Source organism: Flavisolibacter nicotianae, assembly GCF_003628535.1.
Taxonomy (GTDB): domain Bacteria; phylum Bacteroidota; class Bacteroidia; order Chitinophagales; family Chitinophagaceae; genus Flavisolibacter; species Flavisolibacter nicotianae.
Map to the genome: position 1 here is coordinate 493,704 of NZ_RBCI01000001.1, position 19,933 is coordinate 513,636.

A 19,933-nucleotide genomic window follows, 5' to 3' on the forward strand; every position below is an offset into this window, starting at 1 on the left:
GTTACATTTGCGCTCTTAATTTGACGTATGCTCGACAGACTTGACGCCATCAAAGCCCGGTTCGATGATTTAGGCGTAGCCCTGACAAACCCTGAAATTATTGCCGACAATAAAAAATTCGGTCAGCTCTCCAAAGAGTACCGGAGCCTGGAAAAAATTGTGACCGCTCGCAGCGAGTACAAAAAGCTGCTCGATGACGTGGACTTTTACAAAGAAGCGCTGAACGGTTCCGATGACGAAATGCGGGAACTGGCCAAAAGCGAATTGCCTGTTGCGGAAGAAAGCCTGGGAAAGATGGAAAGCACCATTCGCCAGATGCTGATCCCCAAAGATCCGCAGGACGAGAAAAATGCCATCCTGGAAATCCGCGCCGGTACCGGTGGCGATGAAGCCAGCCTCTTTGCCGGCGACCTGGCCCGCATGTACATCCGCTACTGCGAGCGCAAGGGCTGGAAGACCAGCGTCCTCTCCGAAACCGAAGGAACGGTGGGTGGCTACAAGGAGATCCAGATCGAAGTAATAGGCGATGATGTGTACGGCACGCTGAAGTTTGAAAGCGGCGTGCACCGGGTACAACGGGTGCCCGATACAGAAACCAGCGGCCGGGTGCATACAAGCGCCGCCACCGTAGCGGTGATGCCCGAAGCCGAAGAGATCGACTTTGAGCTGAAGGAGAGTGATGTGAAGATGGAGACTGCACGGAGCGGTGGCGCCGGTGGACAGAACGTGAACAAGGTGGAAACGAAAGTAATGTTAACCCATTTACCAACGGGGACAGTGGTCATTTGCCAAACAGAACGCAGCCAGCTTGGTAACCGCGAAAAAGCAATGAACATGCTGCGTACCCGTCTTTACGAAGAACAGGTGCGCAAGCAGGAAGAAGAAATCTCCCGTCACCGGAAAAGCCTGGTGAGCACCGGCGACCGCAGTGCAAAAATCCGTACGTACAATTTTCCGCAGGGACGGGTGACGGACCATCGTATCGGTCTTACACTCTATAACCTGCAGGAGGTACTGAACGGCTTTATCGACGAATTGATCGAGGCCTTACAGTTTGCAGAAAATGCCGAAAAAATGGCAAAACAAAATTAGGCTTGGACAGAAGTGGGTATTTCCTTTCACTTTTCCCATTACCCCTGGTGCGAAGAAGATAAAGGAAGCTAAGGGAAAACACTGCCAGGCAATAAGGGATAAAACAAAAGGCAAACAGCAGGAACAGCCAAAGTCAATCCTTCTTTGTTTTTTGATTCGAAGCTGATCCTTTTGGCACATTATTTACTATAAATCCAATAGTTCTTTCAATGTGATTTTAAAAAAATCCATTTTTAGAATCACTTAACAAGTCAAACGAAAATTCTGGCAACATCTTTGCGATAGAAAAGATAGTTCTTCTCACATAAAGCAGTCAATTTTCTCATAAGCAGTTAGTTTTGGTTGCGACCCCTGTTTCTACAGGGGTCTATTTTTTTTATAGACCTCCCACCAAAACAACAAACCCACAATCGCCCCTGCCATGTCGGCGGTCACGTCCAGGAGATCAAAGGAGCGGTTGGCCACAAAATAATGCTGCACCAGTTCCACTCCCATTCCATAACAAAAAGCAAGAAGCAAAAGAAACCAGGTGTTTTTCCTCGCGGCATCAAACCGGAGGCGCCAGGCAAATAACAGCACGGCAAAAAAGCCGAAGTGCACGTATTTATCAAAATAAGGAATATCGAACAGGCCGGCCTGCGGCAGGGCCGAGCCGGGCAAAAAGAAGAGGACTGAAATAAACAGGAGCCACAGCGGGGCAAAAACCTTCATTCCTTTTTGGAGTACCACCATCACACAAATAAAGGAATTGAGTCGGAAAGAAAAAGGGCAGCTACACGAACGGGCACAAAAAAACTCAATCTTTTTCTCATGATTGAGTTTAAGTCATTCGTCAAATGCCGGAACAGCCAGGTCTCTTTTTCCAAGAAACCGGTTTGAAGACACCACTCCTCTTTAGTTGTATTTGAATGGCGTCACCATTTCGAAAGCCGGAATGTTGACATCAAACAATTCCTTGCTATGAAGGTTTTCCATCAGATAAGCTCCATGCATCCGTCCCATCTCTGTATGCAGGTTGCATCCGCTCACATATTGATATTCCTCGCCCGGGCTGATCACGGGCTGCATACCCACGACACCCTCGCCTTCCACTTCGCGATTGCTGCCATCGGAATCAAAGATGTGCCAGTGGCGGCTGTGAAGTTTCACCGGGAATGCATTATGGTTTTCAATGGTGATACGGTAAGCAAACATGAACTCTGATTGCAACGGGTTGGAATAGTCCTGTTGATAAAAGGTCTCCACGCTCACCTTAACTCCTTCCGATATCATGCTGACCATACGTTACGATTTTTGCTAAATGTAAAACAAAGTTGTTGCCACAAATGATCGCGTATTTTTTTTGTGGAAATCCCTTAACAAGTCGGCCTATTTTTGCGGCAACTTAACCTCAAATAGTTCAATATGAAAATAGCAGTAGCCAAAGGCGATGGAATCGGACCGGAAATCATGGACGCAGTCTTAAGCATTTTTGATGCAAATGGGGTGGATTTGCAATATGAATTTGTGGATATGGGCAAATGGGTTTTTGACAAAGGTTTCAGCAACGGCATGACACCGCAGGCACAACAGACGATCGAGAGCCTTGGCATCCTCTTCAAAGGGCCAATGGAAACGCCGAAGGGAAAAGGCGTGAAAAGCGTCAATGTCACAGCCCGCAAAACCTGGAACACCTATGCCAACAACCGGGTATTCAAGTCCTTGCATGGCGTGGATACCGTGTTTAGCAAAGCCGGCATTCCCATCGACCTTACCATCGTGCGGGAAAATATCGAAGACACCTATGGTGGCATCGAGCACATGATCACGCAGGACGTGGCCCTGAGCCGCCGCTTCATCACCCGTCCCGGCAGCATGCAGGTGATCCGGTATGCGTTTGAAATGGCAAAAAAGACCGGCGCCAAGCGAATCACCTGCGGTCACAAGGCCAACATCATGAAGCTGACGGATGGTTTGTTCCTCGAAGTGTTTTACGAAGTGGCAAAAGAATACCCCGAATTGCAGGCCGACGACAAGATCGTGGACGACCTGGCCATGCAACTGGTGGTTCGGCCAAATGTGTTTGACGTGATCGTGCTCACCAACCTGCAGGGCGACATTATCTCCGATTTGTGCGCAGGATTGGTTGGCGGATTGGGCTTTGCGCCTTCGGCCAACATCGGCGATTTCATCTCCATTTTCGAAGCCGTGCACGGTACGGCCCCCGACATCGCCGGGAAAGGCATTGCCAACCCGACGGCATTATTGTTAAGCGGATTGGCGCTGCTGCGTCACTTAGGCCTCATGGAAAATGCGGCTATCATTGAGAACGCCCTTCTTTATACACTGGAACAAGGCATCCACACCGGCGACTTTGGCGACAAAAGCAAACAGGCGTTGAACACAAAAGAGTTTGCCGATGCCATCATTTCGAATTTCGGCAAAAAACCCGGGCAGGGCGCAAAACCTGTAACACCCAATCATCCCGGCACGCCTTCCGTTTTCAAACTGGAACGGAACTCGATGATGGTGACCAAAGAAGAACAACAGGAAAAGATTGTCGGCGTGGATATGTTCATCGAATGCGAAGAGCAGCCCGAAGTGGTAGCCAACCGTTGCCTGCACCACGGTGGCACCAAGTTCAAATTGATCAACATCAGCAACCGCGGCACACAGGTGTGGCCAACCGGCTCCAAGTATACCAACCTCGTAAACCTGTTTAATGCACGGTTTGAATCGATCAACGACCAGCCGTTGAACCAGCAGGACATCCTTGGCCTGTATGCAAGCCTGAGCGGCGATTTTAAAATTGCTTCGATCGAAGTGCTGAATATGTGGGGCGAGAAGAAAGGATACAGCCTGGCGCAGGGGCAGTAGGAAAAGGATATTGGGATATTCGATATCAAGATATTGGGTTTCCTAAAATAGAAAGGGCTTCAAAGCAGTTGCTTTGAAGCCCTTTTTTAATGCGTACAATATCTCAATATCCTATTATCCTAATATCAATCATCCAACCCGCTTTGCATTTTTGTAACCATTCTTTTGCAACCACTGCAGCACTTTGTCGCGCTGGTCGCCCTGCACAATCACCTCGTTGTCTTTGGCCGAGCCGCCGGTGCCGCAAAAGTTTTTCAGCTTTTTGCCCAGGTCCTGTAAATCTTCTTCCTTACCCACAAAACCTTCAACCAGCGTTACGGCTTTGCCGGCACGCTGCTTTGTATCCAGCCGCACTTTTAATTTCTGCTGCTGCGGCGGGAGAGTTTCCGCAGCACTTTCTTCCTCATGCTGAAATTGAAAATTGGGATCCGTGCTGTACACAAACCCCAGTTTATCGCTTTTATTTTTCTTGCTCATAGGTTGAAAAATCAAAAATAAAAAGCATCCCGCAACAAAAGACAGGCTTTTGATTTTGCCTACTTATTTGTGAATGACGGCCTTCAAACTCAGGTCCAGGCTTTTTGCCTGGTGAATCAAGCCGCCAACGCTCACATAATCCACGCCTGTTGCGGCATAGGTTTCAATGGTATCGAGGTTGATTCCACCACTGGCTTCCGTTTCAAATTCACCGCCAATCATATCAACGGCTTGTTTTACCTCTTCGGGTTTGAAATTATCGAGCATTACGCGAAAGACTTTTCCTTTGCCGATTGCCAAAACACGTTGAACATCCTCCAGGCTTCTTGTTTCCACCTCAATCTTCAAATCGGGCAGGTACAACTGTACATAACGGGCTGCCCTGTCGATCGCCGCTTCCAGTCCGCCGCTGTAATCAATGTGGTTGTCTTTTAGCATAATCATGTCGAACAGGCCAAAACGATGATTCACGCCGCCGCCGATGCGCACCGCTTCTTTTTCCAGCAGGCGAAAATTCGGCGTTGTCTTGCGGGTGTCGAGCAATTTTGTTTTGTAGCCTTTCAGCTTGTCGGTGTAAAGCTTGGTCTGGGTGGCAATACCGCTCATACGCTGCATGCAGTTCAGCACAAGGCGCTCCAGTTGTAAAATAACATGGACGGCAGTTTCTACTTCAAATGCCACCTCACCTGCCTTCATTTCTTCGCCATCGCTTTTGTGCCGCACAAAGCTGCAGTTTGTTTTTTTATAGCGGAAGATTTTTTCCGCCACATCCACACCGGCCAGGACGCCATCCTGCTTGATCTTTAAAACCGCCCTGCCTTTCACATCGGCGGGTATACAGCAAAGGGTCGAGTGGTCGCCATCGCCGACGTCTTCCTGCAAGGCTGCATCCACCAGTTTGAACAATCGTTCGTCAAAATCATTGATCATGGCCGCAAAATTAACCGCAGATTAGCGGGATTATGAACGGATGCACAGGGATTATTTATCCTTTCTCCGGTAGCTGTTTCACGGATGCGAACTTGTGAATTAGCTAAAAAAATCTCCACCACGCCATGGTAATGCAAATGGCCACAGAATGTCTGTGGCCATCGATCAATACGTCTGTTTGTACTCCCGCCAACCCGTGGTTTACATGCTCTGGAAGCGGATCTCTTTCACCAGTTGCTTTCCGTTGCGGTTGGCAAGCAGGAACGTGGTGCGGAAGTTACCGGAACGGGTTTGCAAGGTGCCGATGCAATACTGGCTACCCCCGTTTTCACCCTTGAATTTTACATCGAAGTTTTTGACCCCGTTGGTCGAAAAGAAATCCTGCAGGATCACCACAGCCTGCGAGCGGCTGTAGCTATCGCTTTTGGAAGGAAGCGAGATTTCAATATTATCGTCAACGTATTTGGCCAATTCGCTGGCATTGCCGGTGCGCAGGGCATTGATGACGTCATCGATGCCGCTGAATGTCCTTGCTTCCGAAACCGGCGCACCGGTACGGCCGCTTTCCGTTACGCCTGCATGGCCGGCGAGGAAAAACAGGATAACAAGTGATAAAGAATAGAACTTTTTCATACGTGGAAGGTTCGTTCGGCCTGCTGAGAGCGAAAAATATGCCACATCACAAGCGTTAATTTCGGGCGGTGAATATAAACAAAACCTTCACGAATGGTTAGATTTGCAGCCTTTAAAGCATGTTATGACACCAAACCGTAAAGTTATTTTAGTGATCATGGACGGCTGGGGCCTGGGCAAAGTACCGGCTGCCGATGCCATCCAGCACGCCAATACTCCTTTTGTTTCGTCGCTTTATGCCAAATATCCCAATACAACGCTGACCACTTGCGGCGAAGCCGTTGGCCTGCCGGCCGGACAGATGGGCAACTCCGAAGTTGGCCACCTCAACCTCGGTGCGGGACGCATCGTGTACCAGGAACTGCAGCGCATCAATGTGGCCATCCGCGAAGGCGAACTGGCCCAAAACCCGGTGATGCTCGAAAGCATCAACTATGCAAAGCAAAACAGTAAACCCCTGCACCTTTTGGGCTTGGTCAGCGATGGCGGTGTGCACTCCCACCTGAACCACCTGAAGGCAATGCTCGACATCTGCAAAACCAATGGCCTGGAGAACGTCTTCATCCACGTGTTTACCGATGGCCGCGACACCGATCCGAAGAGCGGCCTGGGTTACGTGCGGGAACTGGAAGCGCATTGCCAGACGTCTGTCGGGAAGATTGCCACCGTCAACGGCCGGTATTACGCAATGGACCGCGATAACCGCTGGGAGCGGGTTAAGCTGGCCTACGATGCCATGGTAAAGGGAATTGGTCCCAAAGCCAAAAGCGCCGAAGAGGCTATCACAGCTTCATATAACCAGAACATCACAGACGAATTTATCCTGCCGACGATCATTACCGGTGAAAACGACGAACCGGTTGCCACTATCAAAGACGGCGATGTAGCCATTTGCTTCAACTTCCGCACCGACCGTTGCCGCGAAATCACCAAGGCCTTAACGCAGGTAGAGTTTCCGCAGCAGTCCATGAAGCCCTTGCACCTTCACTATACCACGATGACGGAGTACGATGCCACGTTCCAGGGTATTCACGTCATTTTTGAGACGGATAATCTCAACAACACGCTGGGCCAGATCATGGAGCAAAACGGCTTGAAGCAGGTCCGCATTGCGGAAACGGAAAAGTATCCCCACGTGACTTTCTTTTTCAGCGGCGGGCGGGAAAAGCCGTTTGAAGGGGAACAGCGAATCATGGTTTCTTCTCCTAAAGTGGCTACTTATGATCTGCAGCCGGAAATGAGTGCGCCGGAAGTAACGGCAGCCATTCTTACCGAGATCGAAAAAGCCGAAGCTTCATTCATTTGCCTCAATTATGCCAATGCCGACATGGTAGGTCACACCGGTGTGTGGGAAGCCGCTATCAAGGCAGTGGAAACGGTGGACAGCTGTGTGGGACGGGTTGTGACCGCCGGGCTCCAACATGGTTACACAATCTTCCTCACCGCCGATCATGGCAATGCCGATTTCATGATCAATCCGGATGGGACGCCAAATACCGCACACACGGTAAACCCCGTTCCGTTTTTCATCATCGATAACGAGTGGAAAGGAACCATCAAGCCGGGTAAACTCGGCGACCTTGCACCCACCATCCTAACGATGATGAATGTGCCGATTCCGGCAGAAATGACGGGTGAAGTGCTGATTTGATCCGACTGACGGCGCTCGCCGAAAAAAGAATCTCTTCCTGTATAAGCTGTCCCATACCGGGCAGCTTTTTTTATTCTCCTTTACTTCTATCTCTTATTCCGCAAGGGACTTTTTGTATCGGCTGTGCAGCATATTAACAAAATAATTGTCTTAACTTACATGCAACCAACGTATTTGTATGACTGAGGAAGCACTCTTGCAAGGTTGCAGGAAAAATAACGCAGCAGCGCAAAAGGCGTTGTACGACAGGTACAGCCACAAAATGTTTGCTGTTTGCTACCGGTATGCCCACAATCGCGAAGATGCAGAAGACATGCTACAGGAAGGCTTCATAAAAGTATTCTCGCAAATCCACAAGTTTGAGAACCGCGGTGCCCTGGAAGGGTGGATCCGGCGAATCATGATTCACACCTGCATCAACAGCCTGAAAAAAAACAAGCGGTTTACCGAGAGTGTGGACCTGATCCACGCCGGCAGCCTGCAGGTAAGGGAAGAATCCATTCCTTCCATCGTGCAGGCAAAAGAAGTGGTGGAATGTATCCGCATGCTGCCGCTTGGCTATCGGACGGTTTTAAACCTCTATGCGATTGAAGGTTTTTCGCACCGCGAGATCGCCGACATGCTCGACGTGGAAGAAAGCACCAGCCGCAGCCAATACACGAGGGCGAAAGCCATGCTGGAAGACATACTACTCCGGAAAAACATCCTTTATAAACCCAAAGAACCCATGTATGCTGCCATCGGCAGCCGCTAACCTTTTCCCAAAGCTTGACTGAAATATGAAGAGAGATTTACGAGATGAAAACTTTGAAGAATTTCTACGGCGCAGTGCGGACAATCTCCGCATGACGGCACCGGACCGGGTGTGGGAGCATCTTTCCCAAAAGCTACATAACGACCGGCGCCGGTTTGGCGCAGGCACAAGTGCTTTTTTGCTCCTTGCAGGTTTGATCGGTTATCTTACTATCAGCACCACCATCAGACCAACAGCCCTGAACCAGCCTGTCTTGCACCCTGCACAGGAAACTCCTGCAACCACAACCAGCCACGGTGCCAAACAATCTGCCAACCTGATTGCCGCAACAGGCCAATTTGCTGCCCCAAACAGAAATGCAAGGAAAGGCAGCCATTCAATTGGTACAACCAATTCGCTTGTCGCAACTGCACCATTGCCTGAACCGGCATTGGCAACAGGAAACAGCGATGAAGTGACCGCACAAACGGAATTTACGCCTGCACCTGTAGACGACTATCCGGACGCCAGGAACAGCAAGACGACAGTAACCGATAAAGCAACGGAAAAGCCATCCTTTCTGATGGCCCACAACACAGCTCCCTGGAGTATCGAAAGCGTGATCAATTCCTTTACACGCAAGCCAAGCCGCTTTCGCACCGAATTTCACTTTGCCCCAACCATCAGTTACCGCAAGCTAAGCGAGAACAAATCGTATTTGCGCACGGCCTCCCTTTTGAACTCGCCTCCCAACGTTGCGGCGCTTTATGGCAGTGTCAACAACATGGTCACCCACAAGCCGGATCTAGGCTTTGAGCTGGGCGTTACAGAAAAATATGCGATTACCGACAGGCTGCGGGTTCGTGGCGGGCTTCAGTTCAACGTGAACCGTTACGATATCAAGGCTTTCAATGCACCGTATGCGCTGGCTACAATTGCGCTGAATCGCCGGGGCAGCAACAGGGTTGACTCGGTGTATACGCTGTCCAGCTACAGCAATGTAGACGCCAGCAGCAACAAATCGAACTGGCTGCAAAACCTTTCCTTCCAGGTGTCTGCGCCTGTCGGTGTGGAACTGGCCCTGAAAAGCAACGACAAGATGCAGTTTGGCATTGCCGGAACGGTACAACCCACCTACGTGATTGGCGACCGGGCTTACCTGATCACCACCAATTACAAAAACTACACGCAGGTGCCATGGCTCCTGCGCCGCTGGAACGTGAATACGGCCTTCGAAACCTTTGTTTCCTACCAGTCGGGCAAAGCCCGGTGGCAGGTTGGCCCCCAGGTGCGCTATCAGCTCCTTTCCAGCTTTATCAGCAACTACCCGGTCAAGGAAAACCTGTTTGATTTCGGTTTGAAGATCGGCGTCTCGCTTACAAAATAAGGTCAGGCTAATTGCTTTCTTTCATTCCCGCCTCTGCAACAATAGCGACGGGAATTTTTCGTTTTGAGGTGTTCCCTAATTTTACCGCCATGATTCGTGTTTTCGCCTGTCTGGCAACGTTGGTTCTTTTGGCCGGTTGCAAAGCAAAAAAGAAAAAGCCCGCGGCCCCCGCCGACCAGTTTTTCCCGGTAACCGCCTACCTGAAAGGCGAACTGGCGAGAATGGATACCTCGCTGGCCACTTTTTATAAAATTGAGGTGGCGGATGGCAAAAGCGACACAACGCCCATCCGCAATGCTGACGTTAAAAAATACGCCGGCGAATTTGCCACATTACCCGACATCAGTGCAGACCCGTTGCGAAACGATTACCAGGTCACCCATGAATACGACGACATCCTGAATGCCTTCGTCTTTATGTTTACGACGCAGGAAGACCACCCGGTGCGCAGGGAGGACGTGGTGCTGGACCCGCAACCCAATGCCCAGGGTAAAAACGATATTCAGTCGATCTTTGTAGAACTTTGGCAGTCGCACAGCGATTCCACCGTTCGTAAAAACATGCTGTGGAACGCTGGCAAAAATTTTCAGATCACCACCATCACTGAAAAAGGCGGAACCGAAAAAACAAAAAAGCTACAGGTAGTTTGGAATGGTTTTGAAGGCCTGAACCGGTAGCAGACAGGAAAACCGTATGACGCAGAAAGAATTCCAGGAAATTGCCGGTACGCTTCCGCAGGAGCCGGGCATTTACAAATACTACAACGAAGAAGGCGAGTTGCTTTACGTAGGTAAGGCAAAGAATATCCGCAAGCGGGTCAGTTCGTATTTCAACAAATCCATCCACAGCTATAAAACCCACGAGCTGGTGCGACGCATCCGGCGCATCGAATTTACCATCGTACACACGGAGCAGGATGCATTTTTGCTGGAGAACTCGCTGATCAAACAATATCAGCCGCTCTTCAACATCAACCTCAAGGACGACAAAACCTATCCGTACATCGTCATCAAAAACGAGCCGTTTCCCCGGGTGTTCCTGACCCGGCAAAAAATCGACGACGGCTCGCAGTATTTCGGCCCGTATACATCCGTAGGCAAAGTGCGGGAATTGCTTGATTTCATTAAGCAGACCATCCCGCTGCGCACCTGCCCGCTCAACCTGACGCAGCGCAACATCGAAAAAGGCAAGTTCAAAGTTTGCCTGGAATTTCACCTGGGCAACTGCAAAGGTCCCTGCGAGGCGCTGCAGTCCGAACAGGATTACGACGAAAATATCCGCCAGATCAAAAACATCCTCAAGGGCAACCTCGGCGAGGTGATCCAGCATTTTAAAAAGGAGATGAAAGGCCTCGCTGAGTCGCTGGAATTTGAAAAAGCCGAAACCATCCGGAAAAAAATCACCTACCTGGAAAATTACCAGTCGCGGTCGATCGTGGTGAATACGTCGTTGAAAGACGTGGATGTGTTCAACATTGTAAAGGACACGGAGATTGCCTACGTGAATTACCTGATGGTGAACAACGGCGCCATCATCCAAACCAAAACCATCCGGGTGGAAACGCATCTCGACGAAACAGTTGAAGAAACTCTGGCTGCCGCCATCGGCCAGTTGCGCACCACGTTCAACAGCGAAGCAACCGAAGTGGTGGTGCCATTCGAGATCGAGTACGAGGAGCTGGGCGTTGTGCTGACAGTGCCCAGGGCCGGTGATAAAAAGAAACTGCTCGACCTGTCGCAGAAGAATGCACAGTATTTCATCGACAGTGTGAAGAGCAAAGAGCAGATGCGGGCATTGAAGATGGATAAATCGGCCGTATTGCTTCAAATCCAAAGAGACCTGCAACTGACTGCCGTACCGCAGCACATCGAATGTTTTGACAACTCCAATTTTCACGGCAGTTATCCTGTCTCGGCCATGGTGTGCTTCAAAAACGGAGAGCCCAGTAAAAAAGACTACCGCGTATTCAACGTAAAGACGGTGGAAGGTATTAACGATTTTGCCACGATGCGGGAAGCCGTTTACAGGCGATACAGGCGCCTGAAAACCGAAGGCGATCCTTTTCCGCAACTGGTGATCATCGACGGCGGAAAGGGCCAGTTGAGCGCCGCCTACGAAGCCATTGAAGAATTGAGTCTGCAGGGGCAAATGACCCTGGTGGGACTGGCCAAAAATGAAGAGGAAATTTTCTTTGTCGGCGACCAGGAATCGCTAAAACTTCCCTACGACAGCGAAAGCCACAAACTGATTCGCCGCATCCGCGATGAAGTACACCGGTACGGCCTGAACTTTCACCGCGAGAAACGCAGCAAGGGGACATTCAAAAATTCATTGCAGGATATCAAGGGAATTGGCAGCACCACGGCCAACCTTCTTTTGAAAACTTTCCGCTCTGTCAACAATATCAAACAACAACCCGAATCCGAACTGGCAAGAGTGGTAGGAGTTTCGAAAGCAAGGATCATCAAAAGCCATTTTGAAAGCCCGGAAGAAGACGAATGAACAGCGGAACAGGAATGAAGGATGGAGAAGGAACCTTCTCTGCTTATCCTTGTGTTTGAACAGCAGTTTGCCTCTAAGTTGAGCCGAACACTTCATCAGTTGAAATTATTGTTCGTCTGTTCTGCCGTTTAAAAAGAAAAAGGGCTGGATAGAAATCCTGCCCCGTTTTAAAATCCAATATCCTATGAAAAACCGAGGTAAAAATACAAACTTCGGCTACTTTTCCTACACGTACTTTCCACATTTTTTATCAGACACAAAGTGATTTTTGCGTTTGCCCCTTCCCGCATGATTGTAAGCAACCGCGTAGCATGATGGATCGCAATTTACGTTACCGGGATCGCTGCTACGAAGACGCTTCCAAGAAGATAATGCTGGTATTCAGTTGATGGATGACAGAAGACAGCAAATAAAAAGCAATGCTTTTCTCTGGCGCATGTTGTTTAATCCTGATGATAGCTTGGTGGAAGAAATAAAAAAAATCCTGTCTTTCGACAGGATTTTTTTTATGCGAAACAAGTTTGTTCATTAATATGACCAAAGGTCCTGCTCGTAGTTGAAAATGCGCTCTTTGATGTTCTCTCCTTCCAGGAGGGCAAGGATCGGATCCTTGATCATCTGGCGGATGGTTTTGTTACCCGGGTTATCAAGCGTCGACTTGGTGATATACGAAGCAAACATTCTGGCTTCGAACAATTCTTCCCAGGTCATACGGCCATACCCAAGGTTTTTCGGATTGTACACCTCGTAGCGTGCCAGGGTCTTGCGCAGGTCGGGATAGTACACCCAGAACAGAACTTCCGATTGCGTGGCCTTACCCCGCTGCACTTCCCGCACCGGTGCAATACCGATGATGCGGCAAACCATGCGGCTCGACTCACGGTCAAACACCCACTCTTCTTTCATCCGGAGCTTGGTGATCGTCTTCGGGTCAAAAGCGGCTTTCGTGACCACATATTTCAGGATCTGGTTGGGATTTGCAGGGTTTACAACCGGCGTCGTATCGGCCGGACCGCCCTGTGTTTTTGCTTCCAGGTCGGTAGCCGTATAAGGCGTCGTGAAACGGTCATCGGCAAAAGCCACAACTGAATCTTTTTTCAGGGCATCGAGCAGGATGTTCATGAACATCTGGCTGCCGTTATCATCTTCTGCTTCGTAGCGGAAGGTCTGATTCATCTTTTCCCGCAGATCCAGTTCACGCCAAACCTTTTCGGAGAACAAGGCATCATCCCAGCGCAGGTGTTCATACGGCAGCGGCGTTCGTTCGTTGATAAAGCTTTTATCAACAATCCCGTCGTTGCGCAATGATTTCTTGACAATGTTCGGACCTGTGCCGGTGTCCGACTCAATGGGAACATTTCCATATGGATTGTATCCCGATGGCGGACGTGAATTGTTGTTCTGCTGCTGCGTTTGATCTTCTGTTCCCGTTGGCGGCGGGGCCGTCTGGCCTCTCCGTCTGCCGGCACGCTGGGCGTCTGCGGACGTTGCCAAAAGGGTCAGCGTCAAAGAAAACAAGCAGAATTTTATGAAACGGCTCCTCATGCTCATGCTTATTTAATGTAATAGACTAATGAAGGAATTTTAAATGTGCGGCCATCCGGACCTTTTGCACGCAAACCGTCAACGGTCACTGTACGGCCAGGCTTTGCATACTGGTTGATGATCTGCTTGGCTCTGGAGTTGAAATACACGCCCTGTACATCAGCGGTTTCAATATCACCCTCGTCGTTGTCAACGCTGATGCTGTAGCTTACCACATCATATTGAATATCGAAGGGGAAATCCTTGATATAGGCACCCACACCGGCTTGCGCACGGAAGGCACCGGCGTTCACATTGTCACCGGATGCAAAGCCACCCACCGTACCAACCGGTGCAGGAATGGGACGTACGCGGAAGCGGGAAGAACCAGCCACCTTTCCGTCTACACTTACGGTAATGATGCAATCCTCAGTTGGCGAGCTTACGCGGACATTGTATTTACCGGCACCGATCTTGGAGATGGCACCACCGCCACCACTGATGGAAACGGCTACTTTGTCATCGCCACCGCCGGATGCGGCAACAGACACAGGGTTGTCAACACCAATGTAAAGCACGTTCATTTTATCAAGGGCGATCGATGCATTCGACTGGCCTACGGTATACTCAACGTTGAATGTACGGGTCTGGGCTTTGCCATCCTGGTCGGTAAAGGAAACTGTAACCGGAACGCTGTGGTTACCGATGGTTCCGGCCGCTACTTTGTAAACCGCCATACCTTTTTCGTTCAGCGACACATTTGAACCGCCGATTGAAATCGTTGGCAGTTTTGATTTACTGAATGCACCCAAACCTGCGGTGATTTCCAAATCCTGTCCCGGCATCAGGTATTTGGAGTTTTGACCAACGATGGCTTCGAAGGCATCGAAGATCACCTCTACTTTACCAACTTGCTCGTGGAGGTGGGAGATCACACGGTTTTCCGTTGTTTTTACGTCGTTTTCGAATTTGCGCAAAATGGTCAACGCAGCCACTGTCGGCACCATGTGGAAGTACGCGTCTTCCCATGTTTTGTTACCGCCTTTCAGGTTACGCGGCATGGAAGGATCTACCTGCAGGCTTTTTTCAAATTCGGCTTTTTTATCCGGTGCTACCAGGTTCACCATAGCGGCACGGTAGGCAGCCAGCTTTTGCTGGAGTTCCTTACCCTTGCCCTCCTTAATCATGATGCGGGTAGGAATATCCTGGTTGTCCTCTTTGTAGGTCGAGTCCTTTTTACGGGCAGGATCAAAATCAGCTGCCTTCAGGATCTCGTTCCGCAACTTTTCGATATCGTTATACAAGGCCGAAGTAAGCTGCTGCGCTTGTTGCGCTTTGGGATACCAGATTTCTGCTTTGGCCTTGCTAGTGGGGTCAGACAGTTTGTTCCGGAATGACTCCATGATATTTTCCGTCGAAATATTAACGGTGTTATTGGTTTTATCTAGGCTATTGTCCACAGTTTTAAACGCATTCAGAATCTCAGCCGAGACGTTCAGTGCCAACAGGGCTGTTAGCACCAGGTACATCAGGTTGATCATCTTCTGCCGTGGCTCTTTGGGAAGTGCCATAAGTTATTTTGGATTTTCTGTTTTACTTATTTGTTTGTCTTTTCGATTTTTCCGATCCGTATGGGCTTATCGTCCCTGCATGGCGGTAAGCATGTTACCATAGATGCCGTTCAGGCGACCCAGGTTGCCAGCCAGCGAGGTAATCTGCTCCTGCACTTTCTTGGCGTCATCGGCGCTGTTGGTCATAACCGAAGCGGTTTCAGCCAGCTTGCCGTAGAAGCCGTTCAATGCTTTCAGGTGGTTGTTGCTTTCCTGCAGTTCCAGTTCATAGATGGTGTTCAGCGAAGAAAGGTTTTTGGTCAGCACCTGGATTTGATCGTGGAAAAGACGGGCACCGTCGGAGGCGGCATTAAAGGCACCAACAGAGTTGGCCGCATTTACATAGGCGTCTTTTACCTGTGTCAATGCAGTGGTTACTTCCCTTGTTTTCTTTGTATAGTCACCGGTGGCGGCTACCACGTCGGTAATGTCATTCATGTTCGAGATCGTGGTGTTGAGCTTTTTAAAGCCTTCGCTCAGGCGGTTCAGGTTGGCCGGAGTGATATCGGCTTCCAGCAGGGCCTTGTCCATCTGGCCCAAAACGCGGCCTTGCGGGGTCATGGTTTCCACGACGGCTTCTTCGCGGTGCGAGTTGTCTTTCACTGCCGGGAAGATGAGGTACAATACACCGTAAAGCGCAAAGATGGCGGCTTCTGTTGTCAAACCAATCCAAAGCCATGTTTCGGCGTCGGGAGCATGGGTAATTTTGCGAAGGGCACCCCAGATTACCAGAGAGGCACCGAAAGAAACGGCTACGTCTACGTATTTACTAATTTTTGGAGGAATAGCAGCTGCCATAATTTACTTGTTTTTAATGGTTGATATTTAGATTTTAAAACTGAAAAAAACAAAAGGAAAAGAGGCACAATCGCCTCGTTATTGTCAGGTTTTGAGTGGTGAACTTATTTACGGCGACCTGTTGAAGAAGCCGGCAAATCGATAACAGTACGGAAACCAATGTAGGATTTTGTCGAGTCCTGGTACTCGTAGGTACGGGTACCGGTTTGCAGATAATAGCCTACATCTTTCCAGCTACCGCCACGCAGCACTTTGCGCTTCATCTTGGGAGGATCGCTGTCTTTGGCATTGAACCGAACGTCAGGGTTCATGTCGTGTTGGAATGTGTACGAACCTTCGTAGTAAATAGAAGAAGTCCACTCGGCCACGTTTCCGGCCATATTGTACAGGCCAAAGTCGTTGGGCCAGTAGGCATCGGCACGGACAGTGTAGAAACCGCCATCCTCGGGATAGTTACCACGGCCAGGTTTGAAGTTGGCCAGCAGACAGCCTTTTTTATTGCGCAGGTAATAGTTACCCCAGGGGAACATGGATTGCGAACGGCCGCCACGGGCAGCGTATTCCCATTGGGCTTCTGTCGGCAGGCGGAAGTCGGATTCCTGCACCCTGTTTTTAGAGTCGAGATAGCTGTTCAGGTATTGCGTTCTCCAGTTACAGAAGGCCTCGGCCATTTTCCAGTTCACCCCTACCACCGGGTAATTCCCAAAGGCCGGGTGAGAGAAATAGCGTTTGGTCATCGGCTCGTTGTACGAATACGAAAAGTCACGCATCCAAACCAGGGTATCGGGATAAACCGAAACCGGGAAACGCTCGATGAACTGTGAACGGGGTTTGCCGGCATTTTCTCTTTTGGCGGCCTCTTTCAGGTCAAAGCGCTCAACTTGGTAAACAATCTTGGAAGGATCCAATTCTTTTTTACCACGGATACGGTCCGGCTCCGGGATAATCATGTCGTTGAGCTGCTCTACTACTTTCGGATCGTTCCATTTCAACGTGCGCATTTTGGCAAAGTCTACTGTTTCGGAACCATCCTGGTTTTGCTTTACATACGGTGCACCCAGTTTTTTGGCTGCAACAGAGTCGCGAACCCAGTAAATAAACTGACGATATTCATTGTTGGTGATTTCAGTGGCATCCATCCAGAAACCGCTAATAGAAACAGAACGGTTACGGGCACTGAAAGCATAAGCAGGATCTTCATCGCTGGGACCCATGTGGAAAGTTCCCTGCGGGATATAGACCATGCCGGGTGGCTTGGGAAGAATGTAGCGGCTTCCTGGTGCAATTCCATGCACCTGGCCATCGTTCGGAAGGCCACCGCCTTTGTCTTTTTTCCCAAGGATGCCGCAGCTAGCCAAGGATAACGCCGAAAGGGCGATCAGGGTGTAGTAGTGGTTTTTCATATTCATAATCCGGGGTAAAGGACAAAAATAGCGTTTTGCTTTTAAGGACATGGCAAGGTTAAATAGTTTTTTTCTCATTTCCAATAGTCAAAATCTTGTCTTGACGTAAAAACAGAAACGGACGAAGATGGGGAATATTGTATAAGTCTTAAATTATTTGATAGATAACTGGTTCAGAGCTTCCGGGAGCGTATTTACCGGTTGTTTGCACACGTAATTCCTGCACAAAAAAATGTGGGTTCTACCCTGCTCTTTTTTTTGGGCAAGGAGGGGATATCGGGGCTGCTCGTCAGGCGAGGCCATCACCATCGCATGCGGAACGGATGTTTGTAAAAAATCAAGCAAATACGCCTTGTAATCGGGGCCGACAATGGCCAATTCGGCTGTTCCGTTCAAATTCTCGTAGAGCAGGGAAAGCCAAACCCCAAAGGACGTGGGGTATTTGACCGGGAGTTCACCCATGGCCCGTACCATGTTTCCGGCTCTTTCCCGCCAGTCCGGGCGGTCGAGCAGGATGCCGAGCCGGTGGAGATTAAACGCCATGACGGAATTGCCGGAGGGAGTGGCGCCATCGTAAATCTCTTTTTTACGCAGGAGGATATCGGCCTGTCCGGCTGCAGTGTAAAAGAAAAAAGGCGAAGCATCGTCCGCAAATTTCTCCCAGGCAATGGCTGTGAGTTCCGCGGCCTTATCGAGATAGGTATAATTGGCAGTGACTTGCGCCAGCTCAAGAAGAGCGGCCACCAGAAAGGCATAGTCGTCCAGAAAAGGCGGGTGCTTTGCCTGTCCTTCCTTCCAACTGTGATGCAGTTCTGCGAACGATGCGCCGAACGCAGACAGCAGGAAAGCCATATTTCGCTCGGCCACGACTTTGTAATGCGCATTCCCGGTGGCCGCAAAGGCGTTGCTGTAAGCGGCGTTCATCAGGGCATTCCAGTTGAGCAATTGTTTGTCGTCAAGCAAGGGCCGCACCCGTTTGCGCCGTTCCTGCAACAAAATCCGCTTGCCATCGGCAATCACCTGCGCCAGCATTTCTTCGTCCAGGTTATTTTGGCGGGCAAAGTCTTTTAGCGGACGTTTGATCCACGGAATGTTTCTTCCCTCCCAATTGCCCTGCGGCGTAATGTCGAAATAGTCGCAGAACAGCGCTGCCTCGCTCCCCAGCGCCTGGGTCACTTCATCGAACTGCCAGACATAAAATTTCCCCTCTTCGCCTTCACTGTCGGCATCCAGTGCACTGTAAAAGCCGCCTTCCGGATGCAGCAGTTCCCGTTCCACAAAAGCAAGGGTTTCGTCCATCACCTGCCGGTAGGTTTCGTTTTTTGTCAGCCGGTAGGCATTGGCCAGGGAAGAAACAAGGAGCGCATTGTCGTAAAGCATCTTCTCAAAATGCGGCACCAGCCATTCCGTATCAGTTGAATAGCGGGCAAAGCCGCCGCCGATCTGATCGTAAATGCCGCCCTGGAGCATTTTATCAAGACTGAAAAGCGACTGCTGCAACGCTTCATCATTCCTGGTCAAATGTGTGTATGCCAGTAAGAAATTAATGGTAAAGGTTTGCGGAAACTTGGGTGCCCGCCCAAAGCCACCCCATTCCCGGTCGGCCGTCTTCATGATGGCTGTAAAAGCCTGGTCGATTTTGTCGGCGGTCAGTGGTGCGCCGGTGGCCAAAACGCCAAAGGCATTGGAGACCATCAGATGCTCCGTCAGGTTTTGCGCCTGCCCGTTGATCTCGTCACGCTTTTCTTTGAAGGATTGAGCCACGGCCTGCAGCACTTCGGTCCAGGAAGCACGGTTAAAGGCCCGCCGGGGCGGAAAATAGGTACCGCCATAAAAAGGCTTTCCATCGGGGGTTAAAAATACGTTCAGGGGCCAGCCGCCACTTCCGGTCATGGCCTGCACAGCATCCATGTAAATGTGGTCTACATCGGGTCGTTCTTCGCGGTCGACCTTGATGTTGATGAAGTGGTCGTTCATCAGGGAAGCCACCTCTTCATTTTCAAAACTTTCCCGTTCCATCACATGGCACCAGTGACAGGCCGCGTAACCAATGCTGACCAAAATAGGCTTGTCTTCTTCTTTGGCGCGGCGCAGGGCTTCTTCCCCCCATGGGTACCAGTCGACGGGATTGTGCGCATGCTGGAGCAAATACGGGCTGGTTTCGTTGCGTAATCTGTTGGCCATGACAAAAATGTGCTAATGTGATAATTCGATAATGGGATAATTGGATCAACAAGAGAGTCAAATAAATTTTGCGCCAAACAGCTCCTGTGAAAGCCTTTAACCGCTATCCACCGGAATAGAACATCTGCCCTAATTCATTTAAGATCCTGCTAA

17 protein-coding genes are annotated in these 19,933 nt (G+C 49.9%); 7 read left to right on the forward strand and 10 right to left on the reverse strand.

Going from position 1 to position 19,933, the window contains the following annotated elements; genetic code table 11:
- Nucleotides 1-27: 27 nt before the first annotated feature.
- Nucleotides 28-1,092, forward strand: coding sequence for a peptide chain release factor 1 (gene prfA / locus D6024_RS02055; protein WP_121352540.1), 1,065 nt, complete (start codon nucleotides 28-30; stop codon nucleotides 1,090-1,092).
- A gap of 357 nt (nucleotides 1,093-1,449) precedes the next feature.
- Here the strand turns inward: prfA and D6024_RS02065 are convergent, their stop codons facing one another.
- Together D6024_RS02065 and apaG are read right to left on the reverse strand one after the other, a co-directional pair.
- The gene (locus D6024_RS02065; protein ID WP_121352542.1) at nucleotides 1,450-1,824 is read right to left on the reverse strand and encodes a VanZ family protein; all 375 of its coding nucleotides are present in this window, start codon (nucleotides 1,822-1,824) and stop codon (nucleotides 1,450-1,452) included.
- Nucleotides 1,825-1,986: 162 nt separating this feature from the next.
- Nucleotides 1,987-2,373 carry a Co2+/Mg2+ efflux protein ApaG gene (gene apaG, locus D6024_RS02070; RefSeq protein WP_121352543.1) on the reverse strand — a complete coding sequence of 129 codons (387 nt, stop codon included), beginning with the start codon at nucleotides 2,371-2,373 and terminating at the stop codon, nucleotides 1,987-1,989.
- A gap of 123 nt (nucleotides 2,374-2,496) precedes the next feature.
- Here apaG and D6024_RS02075 point away from each other — a divergent pair, with 123 nt between their 5' ends.
- Nucleotides 2,497-3,948 (forward strand): NADP-dependent isocitrate dehydrogenase, encoded by a 1,452-nt coding sequence (locus D6024_RS02075; protein ID WP_121352544.1) that lies wholly within the window; start codon nucleotides 2,497-2,499, stop codon nucleotides 3,946-3,948.
- Between the two features lie 129 nt (nucleotides 3,949-4,077).
- On the opposite strand, the gene D6024_RS02080 is transcribed toward D6024_RS02075, so the two are convergent.
- The 3 genes from D6024_RS02080 to D6024_RS02090 all read right to left on the reverse strand — a co-directional run bounded on the left by D6024_RS02080 (nucleotide 4,078) and on the right by D6024_RS02090 (nucleotide 5,988).
- Nucleotides 4,078-4,425 carry a translation initiation factor gene (locus tag D6024_RS02080; RefSeq protein WP_121353455.1) on the reverse strand — a complete coding sequence of 116 codons (348 nt, stop codon included), beginning with the start codon at nucleotides 4,423-4,425 and terminating at the stop codon, nucleotides 4,078-4,080.
- A gap of 63 nt (nucleotides 4,426-4,488) precedes the next feature.
- A complete protein-coding gene (gene nadC / locus D6024_RS02085) occupies nucleotides 4,489-5,355 on the reverse strand; it encodes a carboxylating nicotinate-nucleotide diphosphorylase (RefSeq protein ID WP_240409912.1) in 867 nt (288 codons plus the stop codon).
- A gap of 201 nt (nucleotides 5,356-5,556) precedes the next feature.
- Nucleotides 5,557-5,988 carry a DUF4783 domain-containing protein gene (locus tag D6024_RS02090; RefSeq protein ID WP_121352545.1) on the reverse strand — a complete coding sequence of 144 codons (432 nt, stop codon included), beginning with the start codon at nucleotides 5,986-5,988 and terminating at the stop codon, nucleotides 5,557-5,559.
- A 124-nt stretch (nucleotides 5,989-6,112) separates the two neighbouring features.
- Between D6024_RS02090 and gpmI the strand changes: the two genes are divergently transcribed.
- The 5 genes from gpmI (at nucleotide 6,113) to uvrC (ending at nucleotide 12,261) form a co-directional block, all read left to right on the forward strand.
- Nucleotides 6,113-7,639 carry a 2,3-bisphosphoglycerate-independent phosphoglycerate mutase gene (gene gpmI / locus D6024_RS02095; RefSeq protein ID WP_121353457.1) on the forward strand — a complete coding sequence of 509 codons (1,527 nt, stop codon included), beginning with the start codon at nucleotides 6,113-6,115 and terminating at the stop codon, nucleotides 7,637-7,639.
- 178 nt (nucleotides 7,640-7,817) lie between these two features.
- Nucleotides 7,818-8,393 (forward strand): RNA polymerase sigma factor, encoded by a 576-nt coding sequence (locus tag D6024_RS02100; RefSeq protein WP_121352546.1) that lies wholly within the window; start codon nucleotides 7,818-7,820, stop codon nucleotides 8,391-8,393.
- A 25-nt stretch (nucleotides 8,394-8,418) separates the two neighbouring features.
- On the forward strand, nucleotides 8,419-9,759 hold the full coding sequence (locus D6024_RS02105) for a hypothetical protein (protein ID WP_162944477.1): 1,341 nt from the start codon (nucleotides 8,419-8,421) through the stop codon (nucleotides 9,757-9,759).
- A gap of 89 nt (nucleotides 9,760-9,848) precedes the next feature.
- Nucleotides 9,849-10,436, forward strand: coding sequence for a hypothetical protein (locus tag D6024_RS02110; RefSeq protein WP_162944478.1), 588 nt, complete (start codon nucleotides 9,849-9,851; stop codon nucleotides 10,434-10,436).
- A gap of 16 nt (nucleotides 10,437-10,452) precedes the next feature.
- Nucleotides 10,453-12,261 (forward strand): excinuclease ABC subunit UvrC, encoded by a 1,809-nt coding sequence (gene uvrC / locus D6024_RS02115; RefSeq protein WP_121352549.1) that lies wholly within the window; start codon nucleotides 10,453-10,455, stop codon nucleotides 12,259-12,261.
- Between the two features lie 528 nt (nucleotides 12,262-12,789).
- Here uvrC and porN read toward each other — a convergent pair.
- The 5 genes from porN to D6024_RS02145 all read right to left on the reverse strand — a co-directional run bounded on the left by porN (nucleotide 12,790) and on the right by D6024_RS02145 (nucleotide 19,780).
- Complete coding sequence (porN, locus tag D6024_RS02125) at nucleotides 12,790-13,770, reverse strand: type IX secretion system ring subunit PorN/GldN (protein WP_162944479.1); 981 nt, start codon at nucleotides 13,768-13,770, stop codon at nucleotides 12,790-12,792.
- A gap of 44 nt (nucleotides 13,771-13,814) precedes the next feature.
- Nucleotides 13,815-15,356, reverse strand: a complete 1,542-nt coding sequence (gene porM, locus D6024_RS02130; RefSeq protein WP_121352552.1) for a type IX secretion system motor protein PorM/GldM — start codon at nucleotides 15,354-15,356, stop codon at nucleotides 13,815-13,817.
- 66 nt (nucleotides 15,357-15,422) lie between these two features.
- Nucleotides 15,423-16,193, reverse strand: a complete 771-nt coding sequence (porL, locus tag D6024_RS02135) for a type IX secretion system motor protein PorL/GldL (protein WP_121352553.1) — start codon at nucleotides 16,191-16,193, stop codon at nucleotides 15,423-15,425.
- Between the two features lie 104 nt (nucleotides 16,194-16,297).
- Nucleotides 16,298-17,602, reverse strand: a complete 1,305-nt coding sequence (porK, locus tag D6024_RS02140; RefSeq protein ID WP_240409913.1) for a T9SS ring complex lipoprotein PorK/GldK — start codon at nucleotides 17,600-17,602, stop codon at nucleotides 16,298-16,300.
- 147 nt (nucleotides 17,603-17,749) lie between these two features.
- On the reverse strand, nucleotides 17,750-19,780 hold the full coding sequence (locus D6024_RS02145) for a thioredoxin domain-containing protein (RefSeq protein ID WP_121352555.1): 2,031 nt from the start codon (nucleotides 19,778-19,780) through the stop codon (nucleotides 17,750-17,752).
- Nucleotides 19,781-19,933: the final 153 nt, after the last annotated feature.